Below are 12367 nucleotides of genomic sequence, written 5' to 3' on the forward strand. Positions count from 1 at the left end.
GGCAGGGCGCGCAGGAGGCTGCCGCGGGCCCGCGCAAGCGGGGGAGAGCGGCGGCGCGCCGGCCGAGCGGCCGGGAGCGGCACGACGAGAAGATCACCGTGTATGTCTCCGCCGAGGAGCTGATGGACCTGGAGCACGCGCGTCTCGTGCTGCGCGGTGAGCACGGTCTCGCCGTCGACCGGGGCCGGATCGTCCGGGAAGCGGTCGCCGTGGTCCTCGCGGATCTGGAGACCCGGGGGGATGCGAGCATCCTCGTGCGCCGCCTGCGGGGGCGGTAGCGGTAGCCTGCGGAGGCCATGACCTCGAACGACGCGTATGCCTCCGGCGGCGGGAGCCGTTTTGGTCGTCGGCGTGCGCTGGGCAGGGGGCCGGGGGCGGCGCCGGCGAAGCCGGTGATCCCGCCGGACGCGGACGCGGACGCCGACGCGGAGGCGTCTGCGCGCCTCGACGCCGACGCCAACGCCAACGCTGAGGCGCCTGACGCCCGCGGTGACGCCGGGGCACGGCTCGCAGCGCCGCTTCCGGACAGTGCCGAAGCACCGCTCGCCGCGCCGCTGCACGACAGCGCCGACCGGCCCGTGGAGGGCGGCGCAGGGCCTTCCGAGACCCCGGACGGGGAGGGGCAGCCCGTTCAGGACGGTGCGCGATCGTCGCGAGGTGCGGAGGGTGGGGCTTCGACCCCGGAGGCCGACGCGGAGTCCCCGGCCGGGGCCGGCGACGGCGTTCAGGGTGCCGACGACGGGGTCTTCAAGGTTCGGCTCGCCAACTTCGAGGGGCCGTTCGATCTGCTGCTGCAGTTGATCTCCAAGCACAAGCTGGATGTCACCGAAGTGGCGTTGTCGAAGGTCACCGATGAGTTCATGGCGTACATCCGGGCCATGGGGCCGGACTGGGACCTGGACGAGACGACCGAGTTTCTGGTCGTCGCCGCCACGCTGCTCGATCTGAAGGCCGCGCGGCTGCTGCCCGCCGCCGAGGTGGAGGACGAGGCCGACCTCGCGCTGCTGGAGGCGCGGGACCTGCTGTTCGCGCGGCTGCTGCAGTACCGGGCGTACAAGCAGATCGCCGACATCTTCAACCGGCGGCTGGACGAAGAGGCACGGCGCTACCCCCGTACCGTCGGGTTGGAACCGCATCACGCCGAGCTGCTGCCCGAGGTCGTCATCAGCATCGGTCCGGAAGGCTTCGCCAAGCTCGCCGTGAAGGCGATGCAGCCCAAGCCCAAGCCGCAGGTGTACGTCGATCACATCCACGCGCCGCTGGTCAGCGTGCAGGAGCAGGCCGGGATCGTCGTCGCGCGGCTGAAGGAGCTCGGGGAGGCCAGCTTCCGGGCCCTCGTCGAGGACACCGACGACACCCTCACCGTCGTCGCCCGCTTCCTCGCCCTGCTGGAGCTGTACCGCGAGAAGGCCGTCGCGCTGGAGCAGGAGACCGCGCTCGGGGATCTGCTCGTGCGCTGGACCGGCGGGGACGGGGACGAGACGCCGATGGTCACCGACGAGTTCGACCGGCCGCCCGAGCAGCCCGAGGAGGAGAAGAAGACGTGAGCGAGGACACTTCCGAGGCGCCCGCCGGGCTGCGTACCGTCGCCGACCTTGATCTCAAGCCCGCGCTCGAGGCGATCCTCATGGTCGTGGACGAGCCCGCGACCGAGGAGCACCTGGCGAAAATACTGGAGCGGCCCAAGCGGCAGGTCGCCGACGCCCTGCGGGAGCTGGCCGACGAGTACACCGTCCAGCGGCGCGGCTTCGAGCTGCGGCTCGTCGCGGGCGGCTGGCGCTTCTACACCCGCCCCGAGTACGCCGCGGCCGTGGAGGGCTTCGTCCTGGACGGCCAGCAGGCCCGTCTCACCCAGGCCGCCCTGGAGACCCTCGCGGTGGTCGCGTACCGTCAGCCGGTGAGCCGCAGCCGGGTCTCCGCGGTGCGCGGAGTGAACTGCGACGGCGTGATGCGCACCCTCCTGCAGCGGGGTCTGATCCAGGAGACGGGCACGGAACCCGAAACAGGTGCGATCCTGTACACGACGACGAACTACTTCCTGGAGCGGATGGGCCTGCGCGGTCTGGACGAGCTCCCGGAGCTCGCGCCCTTCCTCCCGGAGGCGGAGGCGATCGAGGCCGAGACCCAGGAAGGCGTGCCGTCGTTCGATCCGGACGCCCCGGACCCGGACGACGGTCCCGCGACGAACATGCCTGACACGACGACGACGGAATATTGATGCGAAGCAGCGGCAGCGGAAAGAGCGGCGGACGCGGTAATCACCGTGGTGCCGGTAACAACAGGGACCAGAAGCAGGGGCAGGGCCGCCCCCGCAAGCCCCGCCCCGAGGAGCGCCGCTACGACGTCGGTCCCGGAGCCACCAAGGACGGCCCGAAGTCCGGGCGCGGCGGAGCGAAGGCGTCGCCGCAGAAGGGCGGCCGGGGACGCACCGCTCCGGCGCGTTCGCGCGAGTACGAGACGCGGATCGAGGAGCGCAACCGCGACCGGTACGCCGGCAAGAAGGAGGTCAAGCTCCCGAAGACCTTCCCCGGCGCCGAGCAGGAGGGCGAGCGGCTGCAGAAGGTGCTCGCCCGCGCCGGCTACGGCTCCCGGCGTGCCTGCGAGGAGCTGATCGAGCAGGCGCGGGTCGAGGTCAACGGCGAGATCGTGCTTGAGCAGGGCCGCCGGGTCGACCCGGAGAAGGACGAGGTCAAGGTCGACGGCCTGACCGTCGCGACCCAGTCGTACCAGTTCTTCGCGCTGAACAAGCCCGCCGGTGTCGTCTCCACGATGGAGGACCCGGAGGGCCGCCAGTGCCTCGGCGACTACGTCACCAACCGCGAGACGCGCCTGTTCCACGTGGGCCGGCTCGACACCGAGACCGAGGGTGTCATCCTGCTCACCAACCACGGCGAGCTGGCGCACCGGCTGACCCACCCGAAGTACGGCGTGAAGAAGACCTACCTCGCGCACATCGTCGGCCCGATCCCGCGTGACCTGGGCAAGCGGCTGAAGGACGGCATCCAGCTGGAGGACGGGTACGCGCGTGCGGACCACTTCCGGGTGGTCGAGCAGACCGGCAAGAACTACCTCGTCGAGGTGACCCTGCACGAGGGCCGCAAGCACATCGTGCGCCGCATGCTCGCGGAGGCCGGGTTCCCCGTCGACAAGCTGGTGCGCACCGCCTTCGGGCCGATCACCCTGGGCGACCAGAAGTCGGGCTGGCTGCGGCGGCTGTCCAACACCGAGGTCGGGATGCTGATGAAGGAAGTCGACCTCTAGAAAGCGTTGTGCGTCCGCTCCACCCCCCTTTATAGTCGTCATGACCATAAAGGGGGGTGGAGGTCTTTCCCATGCACGGCTACGACAAGCACGCCTACGAACCCTTCGCCGTCACCGTCGACCTCGCCGTCTTCACGATCCGCGCGGGCGCCCTGCACGTCCTGCTCGTCGAACGCGGCCAGGAGCCGTACGCCGGGCAGTGGGCGCTGCCCGGCGGCTTCGTGCAGCCGGACGAGTCCGCCGAGACCGCCGCACGGCGTGAACTCGCCGAGGAGACCGGCCTGACCGATGTCTCCGGACTGCACCTGGAGCAGCTGCGCACCTACAGCGAACCCGACCGCGACCCCCGCATGCGGGTGGTGTCGGTCGCCTTCGCCGCGCTGCTCCCCGACGCACCCGAGGCACACGGCGGCAGCGACGCCGCCCAGGCCCGCTGGACGCCGTACGACGCCGTGCGGAAGCTCGCCTTCGACCACGACCGGATCCTGGCCGACGCCCACGACCGCGTCGGCGCCAAGCTCGAGTACACCTGCCTCGCCACCGCCTTCTGCCCGCCCGAGTTCACCCTCGGCGAGCTGCAGCAGGTCTACGAGACGGTGTGGGGCACCGCCCTGGACCGGCCCAACTTCCGGCGCAAGGTGCTCGCCACGCCGGGCTTCGTCGAAGCGGTCCCGGGCGGCGCCCGGCTCACCGGCGGCCGGGGCAAACCGGCCGCGCTCTACCGCGCCGGCACCGCCACCACCCTGCACCCGCCGCTGCTCCGGCCGACTCCGGAAGGACGTCCCGCATGACCACCACCGTCACCAAGCGCGCCGCCACAGGGGCGCTCACCGGACTCGCCCTCGGGGACGCGCTCGGCTTCCCGACCGAGTTCAACGACGTCCCGTCGATCCTCGCCAAGTTCGGGCCCTGGCGGGCGATGGAGCTGCCCCGGCCCGCGATCGTCACCGACGACACCCAGATGACCCTGGCCCTCGGGCGCGGCCTGCGCACGGCCATGGACCGGGGACACCTCGCCCCGAAGCGGCTGGAGCGGCCGGTGCGCGAGGAGTTCGTGGAGTGGTACCGCTCGCCCGAGAACAACCGCGCCCCCGGCGACACCTGCCTGCGGGCCTGCTCCCTGCTGGCCGACGAGAACCGGGCCTGGCAGGACGCCAGTCAGGTGGAGTCCAAGGGCTGCGGCGCCAACATGCGCGTCGCGCCCATCGGACTCGCCCCCGGCTTGAGCGACGAACAGCGCGCGGGTGCCGCCCAGTTGCAGTCCGCGCTCACCCACGGCCACCCCACCGCCCTCGCCGCCTCCGACCTCACCGCCCACGCCGTACGCCTGCTCGCCGAGGGCGCCGAACCGACCGGGCTGATCGGCCTGCTGCGCTCCTACGCGTACGACAACCGCACGCGCTACCACGAGCTCTGGCTCGGCGACCTGTGGCGGCGCGCCCAGGATCCCAGCCCCGAGCACTTCATCGCCCGCGGCTGGGACGAGTGCCTGGAGATCCTGGGCCGCCTCCAGAACGCCGTCCGCACGGTCTCCCCGGAGACCGACCCGTGCCTCGCCACCGGGGAGGGCTGGATCGCGGAGGAGGCCCTGGCCACCGGGCTGCTGTGCTTCCTCCTCTTCGTCGACGAACCCCTCACCGCCCTGCGCCGCGCCGCCTGCACCTCCGGCGACTCCGACTCCATCGCCTGCCTCACCGGCGCCTTCGCGGGCGCCCACCTGGGCGCGGACGCCTGGCCGGCGGAGTGGGCGGAGCGCATCGAGTACCGGGCCGAACTGACCGCCCTGGGCACGGTCTGGGACGCTTGACCGGTGATCGACACCCTGGACCTGGACCTCAGCGCCGTGGTCGCCGAACAGCCCGACCCGCTGCTGTTCGCCACCGTCTCCGGCGCGCATCTGTACGGCTTCCCCTCCCGCGACTCCGACGTGGACCTGAGGGGCGTGCACCTGCTGCCGACCGCCGATCTCGTCGGACTGCGCGAGCCGGAGGAGACCCGGTCGAGGATGTGGGACCGCGACGGCGTCGAGATGGACCTGGTCACCCACGACCTGCGCAAGTTCGTACGCCTCATGCTGCGCCGCAACGGCTATGTGCTGGAGCAGCTGCTGTCCCCGCTGGTCGTGCACACCAGCGAGGCGCACCGGGAACTCGCCGCCCTCGCGCCCGGGGTCCTCACCCGCCACCACGCGCACCACTACCGGGGGTTCGCGACCACCCAGTGGCGGCTGTTCGAGAAGAGCGGTGAGCTCAAGCCGCTGCTGTACACCTTCCGGGTGCTGCTGACCGGCATCCAGCTGATGCGCGGCGGCGAGGTGCAGGCCCATCTGCCCACCCTGCTCGAGGAGAGCGGGACCCGGGAGGTGGCGCCGGCGTACCTGCCCGAGCTGATCGCGGCCAAGGCCGAGTGTGAGCATCTGGCGGCAGACGTCGATCTCGGGCGGGTCCGGGAGGACGTGCTGCGGCTGCACGCGGTGCTGGACGAGGCGCAGGCCGGTTCGGCGCTACCCGAGGCCCCCGGCGTCCATGACGCTCTGGACGCCTTCGTCGTGCGGGTACGACTGGAGGGCTGAGGCGCGGCGCGCCCGGATCAGGAAGTCCTCGACGCGGCGGCGGTCCGGTTCGGCGGGGAGGGGGCTGCGCGATGCCGCCTCCTCGGCCTCGGACTCCAGGCGGGTCATCAGGGACTCGACCTCGGGCCAGGGCACCTCGCCCCGCTTGACCGCGAGAAGCGACTCGCGCCGTTCGCCCACGTCGACGGTGAGCCTGCCCGTGCGCAGCAGGTCGCGGGCGCCGGCCAGGAGGCGGATCAGGTGCATGGCGTGCTTCCAGCGCGGGGCGCCGTGCGCGCGGACGTGGGCCTCCAGCTTGCGTCGCTGGGCGTGGGCGTAGCGGGCGAACGTCTCGTGGACGCGGCGGGAGAGGAACGCCTCGCGCAGCGACAGGAGCTCACGGCCGGTGTCGTCGGCGTACTCCACGAGCGGGGAGTGCAGGCACTCCAGGATGTTCGGGTTGGCGCGCAGCGCCAGCTCGCAGAAACGCTCCAGCTCCCAGCTGAACTGCTCCTCGCCCGGGCCCTCGACATGGGTCGGCGGCTTGTCGAAGCGCCAGAACAGGGGAGTGGGCGCGAGGAAGACGCCCCGGCGGTCGGTGTCGCTGCCCTCCGTCGCCAGGCCGAAGGCGCGCGAACCCATGACGCAGGCGTAGATCGTGTGGTCGCGGACCAGGATCTCGGGGGTTCCGGGCGTCGCGGGTGTCTCGGGGCGCATGCCCGGGAGCGTACGGGGAGGATCACGCCAGGCGGATCGAATTTCCCTCCACCGTGATCTTCTCCTCCGGCAGCGGACGCGTCGCCGGGCCCCGCTCCACCGCGCCATCGGCGATGGCGAACCTGCTGCCGTGGCAGGTGCAGTTGATCGTGCCGTCCGAGACCGTGGCCACGAGACAGTTCTGGTGCGTGCAGACCGCCGAGAACGCCTTGAAGTCGCCCTCCTCGGGCTGGGTCACCACGACCTTCTCGTCCTTGAAGATCGTGCCCCCGCCCACCGGGATGTCGTCGGTCGAGGCCAGCTCCTGGCCCGCGGGAGCGTCCGGCGCGGCCGTGTCCTCGCCGGTGCCGGCGGTCCCGGTCCCGGCGTCGGTCTCGGTCGAGGGAGTCTCCTCGCCGTCCCCGCCGCAGCCCGCCGTCAGGGCCGCCGCGCCCGTCGCTCCTGCCGCGATGAGGACCGTGCGTCGCGTTGCGCTGTGGGTCATGTTCGTCACTCCGGGGGAGACAGCGGTGGCGGACGTAACAGCCCTCGCATCTTGACATCGAAAGCACCGAAGTACCAGGAAACGCGCATCTCCTCCGTCTCGCCGGTCGGGCGCCGGACGCCCCTCGCGCCCGGGCTGACTAGGCTGGACGACCGAACAGCCGATGAAGCACGTCAGCGAGGAGCAGCGCCGTGGCGGTACGAGCGGTCCGGGGGGCCGTCCAGCTGGAGCGGGACGAGGCCGGGCACATGGAGGAGCAGGTCTCCGCGCTGCTCACCGCCGTCCTGGAACGCAACGGCCTGACCGTCGACGACCTGATCAGCATCTGGTTCACGGCCACGCCCGACCTGCACAGCGACTTCCCGGCCGCCGCGGCCCGGAGGCTCGGCATCGTGGACGTGCCCCTGATCTGCGCCCAGGAACTCGACATCGAGGGCGCCATGCCCCGCGTCGTCCGCATCCTCGCGCACATCGAGTCCGACAAGCCCCGCGCCGGCATCGCCCACGTCTACCTCGGTGCCGCCGCGGCCCTGCGCAAGGACATCGCCCAGTGAGAACCGCACTCGTCATCGGAACCGGCCTCATCGGCACGTCCGCCGCACTCGCCCTGTCCCAGCGGGGCGTCACCGTCCACCTCGCCGACCACGACCCGGAGCAGGCCCGTACGGCCGCCGCGCTCGGCGCCGGCACGGACGAGGCGCCCGAAGGTCCCGTGGACCTGGCGATCGTCGCCGCGCCGCCCGCGCATGTCGCCGACGTGCTCGCCGACGCCATGGGGCGCGGGCTGGCCCGCGGCTATGTCGACGTCGCCAGCGTCAAGGGCGGGCCCCGGCGGGAGCTGCAGGCCCGGGGGCTCGACCTGTCGGCGTACATCGGTACGCACCCCATGTCCGGAAGAGAGAAGTCCGGGCCGCTGGCCGCCAGCGGGGATCTCTTCGAGGGCCGCCCCTGGGTGCTCACCCCCACCCGGGACACCGACACCGAAGTGCTGAACCTCGCCCTGGAGCTGGTCTCGCACTGCCGCGCGGTGCCGGTCGTCATGGACGCCGACGCCCACGACCGGGCCGTGGCCCTCGTCTCCCACATGCCCCACCTGGTGTCCAGCCTGGTCGCCGCGCGTCTGGAGCACGCCGAGGAGGCCGCCGTACGGCTGTGCGGGCAGGGCATCCGGGACGTCACCCGGATCGCCGCCTCCGACCCGGCGATGTGGATCGACATCCTCTCCGCGAACCCCGGTCCTGTCGCCGACCTGCTCACCGATGTCGCCGCCGACCTGGAGGAGACGGTGCGGGCGCTGCGCGCGCTGCAGTCCTCCGACGAGGACAAGCGCCGGGAGGGCACCAGCGGCATCCACGACGTGCTGCGCCGGGGCAACGCCGGGCAGGTGCGCGTGCCCGGCAAGCACGGGTCCGCTCCGCGCGTCTACGAGACGGTGGCGGTGCTCATCGACGACCAGCCGGGGCAGCTGGCCCGCATCTTCGCGGACGCCGGGCGGGCGGGCGTCAACATCGAGGACGTGCGCATCGAGCACGCGACGGGGCAGCAGGCAGGTCTCGTGCAGTTGATGGTGGAGCCGAAGGCGGTGCCGGTGCTGGTCGCTGCGCTGCGGGAGCGGGGCTGGGCGATCCGGCAGTGAGGGGGCGGCCGGTATCGATGCCGGGGCTCCTGGGGGCTCCGCCCCCAGACCCCCGATCGGCCTGGACGGCCTCGTCCTCAAACGCCGGACGGGCTGGATGGCGCTGACCGGCGCCGAAGGGCTCGCCTCGGGCGCGGCCATTCGAGGGACGCGTACCCAGTAACCTTGTCGTGGGCCGTTGTGCCCCGTCCCCGCTCGTCAGGTCCAGGAAGGTATCCCACTGTGGAAAGCGCCACGCCCGTGATTGTCGCCATCGACGGCCCCTCCGGTACGGGCAAGTCGAGCACGTCGAAGGCCGTGGCGGCCCAGCTCGGTCTGAGCTATCTGGACACCGGCGCCCAGTACCGGGCGATCACCTGGTGGATGGTGAACAACGGCATCGACATCGAGGACCCCTCCGCGATCGCGGCCGTCGCCGGCAAGCCGGACATCCTCTCCGGCACCGACCCGAAGGCCCCGACCATCATGGTCGACGGCATCGACGTGGCCGGACCCATCCGTGAGCAGGACGTCACCTCCAAGGTGAGCGCGGTCAGCGCGGTCCCGGAGGTACGGGCCCGGATCACCGAGCTGCAGCGCGACATCGCCGCGTCCGCCGTCACCGGCATCGTCGTCGAGGGCCGCGACATCGGCACCACCGTGCTGCCCGACGCCGACCTGAAGATCTTCCTCACCGCCTCCCCGGAGGCCCGGGCCGCCCGCCGCAGCGGAGAGCTCAAGAACGCCGACCTGCACGCCACCCGCGAGGCCCTGATCAAGCGGGACGCGGCCGACTCCAGCCGCAAGGTGGCCCCGCTCGCCAAGGCGGACGACGCGGTCGAGGTGGACACCACCGAGCTGACCCTGCAGCAGGTCATCGAGTGCGTCGTCACCCTCGTCGAGGAGAAGCGAGCCGGGAAGTGACGGAAGTCCCATCCGAGCGGGGCGCGGAGGTCGGCCGGCGCATCGGCGTCGGCCTGATGTACGGGCTGTTCAAGCCCCGGGTGCTGGGCGCCTGGCGGGTTCCGGCGAGCGGCCCGGTGATCCTCGCCGTGAACCACTCGCACAACATCGACGGCCCCATGGTCATGGGCGTGGCGCCGCGGCCGACGCACTTCCTGATCAAGAAGGAGGCGTTCGTCGGCCCGCTCGACCCGTTCCTCACCGGCATCGGCCAGGTGAAGGTCGACCGCAGCAGCACCGACCGCACCGCGATCTCCCGGGCGCTCGGCGTGCTGGAGCAGGGCGGTGTGCTGGGCATCTTCCCCGAGGGCACCCGGGGCGAGGGCGACTTCGCCTCGATCCGGGCGGGGCTCGCCTACTTCGCCGTACGCAGCGGGGCGCCGATCGTTCCGGTCGCCGTCCTGGGAAGTTCCGACCGGCCCGGACGGTTGATAAAGGCGCTGCCGCCGCTGCGCTCCCGCGTCGACGTCGTCTTCGGCGACCCCTTCGACGCAGGCGACGGCAGCGGCCGGCGCACCCGCAGGGCACTGGACGAGGCCACCGAGCGCATCCAGAAGCAGCTCACCGCCCACCTGGAAAACGCCAGGCGCCTCACCGGGCGCCAGGCCACACTCGAGTAGTGGATCAGCACCGCACACAGCGGGCGGTCCACCGATCACCACGAATGAACGACGAGGTACGGACTTCATGAACGACCACAGCCAGCCCGACGGCTCGGCCGCGCACGAGCACGATCACGGGGCGCTCGGCGACGCCGAGTTCGCGGAGTTCATGGAGCTCGCCGCGGAGGAGGGCTTCGACCTCGAGGACGTCGAGGGCGCGATCGAGGCGGCCGGTCACGGACCGCTTCCCGTGCTCGCCGTCGTCGGCCGCCCCAATGTCGGCAAGTCGACCCTGGTGAACCGCATCATCGGCCGCCGCGAGGCCGTCGTCGAGGACAAGCCGGGCGTCACCCGTGACCGCGTCACCTACGAGGCCGAATGGGCGGGCCGACGCTTCAAGGTCGTCGACACCGGCGGCTGGGAGCAGGACGTCCTCGGCATCGACGCCTCCGTCGCCGCGCAGGCCGAGTACGCCATCGAGGCCGCCGACGCGGTCGTCTTCGTCGTGGACGCCAAGGTCGGCGCCACCGACACCGACGAGGCGGTCGTCCGGCTGCTGCGCAAGGCCGGCAAGCCCGTCGTGCTGTGCGCCAACAAGGTCGACGGACCGAGCGGCGAGGCCGACGCCGCCTACCTCTGGTCGCTGGGCCTGGGCGAGCCGTACCCGGTCTCCGCGCTGCACGGCCGCGGCACCGGCGACATGCTGGACCAGGTCCTCGAGGTGCTGCCCGAGGCGCCCGCGCAGACCTTCGGCACCGCCGTCGGCGGCCCGCGCCGCGTCGCCCTCATCGGCCGCCCCAACGTCGGCAAGTCCTCGCTGCTGAACAAGGTCGCGGGCGAGGAGCGCGTCGTCGTCAACGAACTCGCCGGCACCACCCGTGACCCGGTCGACGAGATGATCGAACTCGGCGGCAAGACCTGGAAGTTCGTCGACACGGCCGGCATCCGCAAGCGCGTCCACCTTCAGCAGGGCGCCGACTACTACGCCTCCCTGCGCACCGCCGCCGCGGTGGAGAAGGCCGAGGTGGCGGTCGTCCTCATCGACGCCTCCGAGTCCATCTCCGTGCAGGACCAGCGCATCGTCACCATGGCCGTCGAGGCGGGCCGCGCGCTGGTGCTCGCCTTCAACAAGTGGGACACCCTCGACGAGGAGCGCCGCTACTACCTGGAGCGCGAGATCGAGACCGAGCTGGGCCAGGTCGCCTGGGCGCCCCGCGTGAACGTCTCGGCGCGCACCGGACGGCACATGGAGAAGCTGGTCCCCGCGATCGAGACGGCTCTGGACGGCTGGGAGACCCGGGTTCCGACCGGCCGTCTGAACGCCTTCCTCGGCGAGCTGGTCGCCGCCCACCCGCACCCCGTGCGGGGCGGCAAGCAGCCGCGCATCCTGTTCGGCACCCAGGCGGGCACCAAGCCGCCGCGGTTCGTGCTCTTCGCCTCCGGCTTCATCGAGGCCGGCTACCGGCGCTTCATCGAGCGCCGGCTGCGCGAGGAGTTCGGCTTCGAGGGGACGCCGATCCACATCTCGGTGCGGGTGCGCGAGAAGCGCGGCAAGAAGAAGTGACGTAGCGGCAGACAGCAAGAAGGGGCGGTCCCGGAAGCGGGACCGCCCCTTCTCGTCCTGTCCGCCGTCAGGTGCCCCTGCGCGGCATCGGCGGCAGCCCCGCCGGGACCCGCTGCCACTGCGGCTGGGGACCGGCACCGCCCTGCCGGGCGCTGTTCGCGCCCGCGCTGTAGGCGCTGTACGCCCCGCCGCCGAGGAAGCCGCCGATCGACCCCGAACCGTGGCCCCCGGTGCCCCCGTGTCCGCCGGAGGAACCGGTGCGGTGCGACAGGGTCCCGAAGGCGGTGAAGCCCAGCCGCTCCTCACCGCTGCGGTCACCCGGCAGCGAGCGGCAGGACCTGACGTACTCGGCGTAGAGCGCGTCGTAGATCGGCGTGGCCGAGGGGCAGCTCCGGGTGTCCCGGGCGGGTCGTACGGGGGCGGGGACCGAGGGGAGCGGCTGGCGGCGGGGAACGTCGTATGCGTGCACGTATGTCCAAACGACCCCGCACTCCAATCGCCGCACCGACACCTACGGCGGCTCGTACGAGAACCGCACGCGTTTCGCCCTCGAAGTCGTCGACGCCGTACGGGAGGTGTGGCCCGACGACAAGCCGCTGTTCTTCCGCAT

The 12367-nt window shown here is 72.0% G+C and carries 14 protein-coding genes and 2 pseudogenes; 13 read left to right on the top strand and 3 right to left on the bottom strand.

Translation table 11 applies throughout. The features are described from left to right. The 7 genes and pseudogenes from N4P33_RS24825 to N4P33_RS24855 all read left to right on the top strand — a co-directional run. Positions 1–278: pseudogene (locus tag N4P33_RS24825) on the top strand (hypothetical protein); the annotation flags it as partial. A gap of 18 nt (positions 279–296) precedes the next feature. After that, positions 297–1547 carry a ScpA family protein gene (locus N4P33_RS24830; protein WP_260828964.1) on the top strand — a complete coding sequence of 417 codons (1251 nt, stop codon included), beginning with the start codon at positions 297–299 and terminating at the stop codon, positions 1545–1547. Then, complete coding sequence (gene scpB / locus N4P33_RS24835; protein WP_260828965.1) at positions 1544–2218, top strand: SMC-Scp complex subunit ScpB; 675 nt, start codon at positions 1544–1546, stop codon at positions 2216–2218. The genes N4P33_RS24830 and scpB overlap by 4 nt, the downstream gene beginning before the upstream one ends. Next, a complete protein-coding gene (locus N4P33_RS24840) occupies positions 2218–3261 on the top strand; it encodes a pseudouridine synthase (protein ID WP_260828966.1) in 1044 nt (347 codons plus the stop codon). The genes scpB and N4P33_RS24840 overlap by 1 nt, the downstream gene beginning before the upstream one ends. A 71-nt stretch (positions 3262–3332) precedes the next feature. Beyond that, positions 3333–4052 (top strand): NUDIX hydrolase, encoded by a 720-nt coding sequence (locus tag N4P33_RS24845; RefSeq protein WP_260828978.1) that lies wholly within the window; start codon positions 3333–3335, stop codon positions 4050–4052. After that, positions 4049–5068 (top strand): ADP-ribosylglycohydrolase family protein, encoded by a 1020-nt coding sequence (locus N4P33_RS24850; protein ID WP_260828967.1) that lies wholly within the window; start codon positions 4049–4051, stop codon positions 5066–5068. The genes N4P33_RS24845 and N4P33_RS24850 overlap by 4 nt, the downstream gene beginning before the upstream one ends. A gap of 3 nt (positions 5069–5071) precedes the next feature. After that, positions 5072–5833 carry a nucleotidyltransferase domain-containing protein gene (locus N4P33_RS24855; protein WP_260828968.1) on the top strand — a complete coding sequence of 254 codons (762 nt, stop codon included), beginning with the start codon at positions 5072–5074 and terminating at the stop codon, positions 5831–5833. On the opposite strand, the gene N4P33_RS24860 is transcribed toward N4P33_RS24855, so the two are convergent. Then, the gene (locus tag N4P33_RS24860; RefSeq protein ID WP_260828969.1) at positions 5765–6529 is read right to left on the bottom strand and encodes a nucleotidyltransferase domain-containing protein; all 765 of its coding nucleotides are present in this window, start codon (positions 6527–6529) and stop codon (positions 5765–5767) included. The genes N4P33_RS24855 and N4P33_RS24860 overlap by 69 nt on opposite strands. 22 nt (positions 6530–6551) lie before the next feature. Next, positions 6552–7013 (bottom strand): Rieske (2Fe-2S) protein, encoded by a 462-nt coding sequence (locus tag N4P33_RS24865; protein WP_260828970.1) that lies wholly within the window; start codon positions 7011–7013, stop codon positions 6552–6554. Positions 7014–7204: 191 nt separating this feature from the next. On the opposite strand from N4P33_RS24865, the gene aroH reads away from it, so the two are divergent. From aroH to der, 5 genes are all read left to right on the top strand, one after another. Further along, a complete protein-coding gene (gene aroH / locus N4P33_RS24870) occupies positions 7205–7567 on the top strand; it encodes a chorismate mutase (RefSeq protein ID WP_260828971.1) in 363 nt (120 codons plus the stop codon). After that, a complete protein-coding gene (locus N4P33_RS24875; RefSeq protein ID WP_260828972.1) occupies positions 7564–8649 on the top strand; it encodes a prephenate dehydrogenase in 1086 nt (361 codons plus the stop codon). Before aroH ends, N4P33_RS24875 begins: the two co-directional genes overlap by 4 nt. Positions 8650–8871: 222 nt before the next feature. After that, positions 8872–9552: a (d)CMP kinase gene (gene cmk / locus N4P33_RS24880; protein ID WP_260828973.1), complete on the top strand. Its 681-nt coding sequence runs from the start codon at positions 8872–8874 to the stop codon at positions 9550–9552. After that, positions 9549–10211 carry a 1-acyl-sn-glycerol-3-phosphate acyltransferase gene (locus N4P33_RS24885; RefSeq protein ID WP_260828975.1) on the top strand — a complete coding sequence of 221 codons (663 nt, stop codon included), beginning with the start codon at positions 9549–9551 and terminating at the stop codon, positions 10209–10211. Before cmk ends, N4P33_RS24885 begins: the two co-directional genes overlap by 4 nt. A gap of 67 nt (positions 10212–10278) precedes the next feature. Then, positions 10279–11757, top strand: coding sequence for a ribosome biogenesis GTPase Der (der, locus tag N4P33_RS24890; RefSeq protein ID WP_260828976.1), 1479 nt, complete (start codon positions 10279–10281; stop codon positions 11755–11757). A gap of 67 nt (positions 11758–11824) precedes the next feature. Here the strand turns inward: der and N4P33_RS24895 are convergent, their stop codons facing one another. Further along, positions 11825–12226 carry a hypothetical protein gene (locus N4P33_RS24895; protein WP_260828977.1) on the bottom strand — a complete coding sequence of 134 codons (402 nt, stop codon included), beginning with the start codon at positions 12224–12226 and terminating at the stop codon, positions 11825–11827. 13 nt (positions 12227–12239) lie between these two features. On the opposite strand from N4P33_RS24895, the pseudogene N4P33_RS24900 reads away from it, so the two are divergent. Then, positions 12240–12367, top strand: a pseudogene (locus N4P33_RS24900) (NADH:flavin oxidoreductase/NADH oxidase); the annotation flags it as partial.

Origin of the sequence: Streptomyces sp. 15-116A, assembly GCF_025290915.1 — a bacterium.
Lineage (GTDB): Bacteria > Actinomycetota > Actinomycetes > Streptomycetales > Streptomycetaceae > Streptomyces.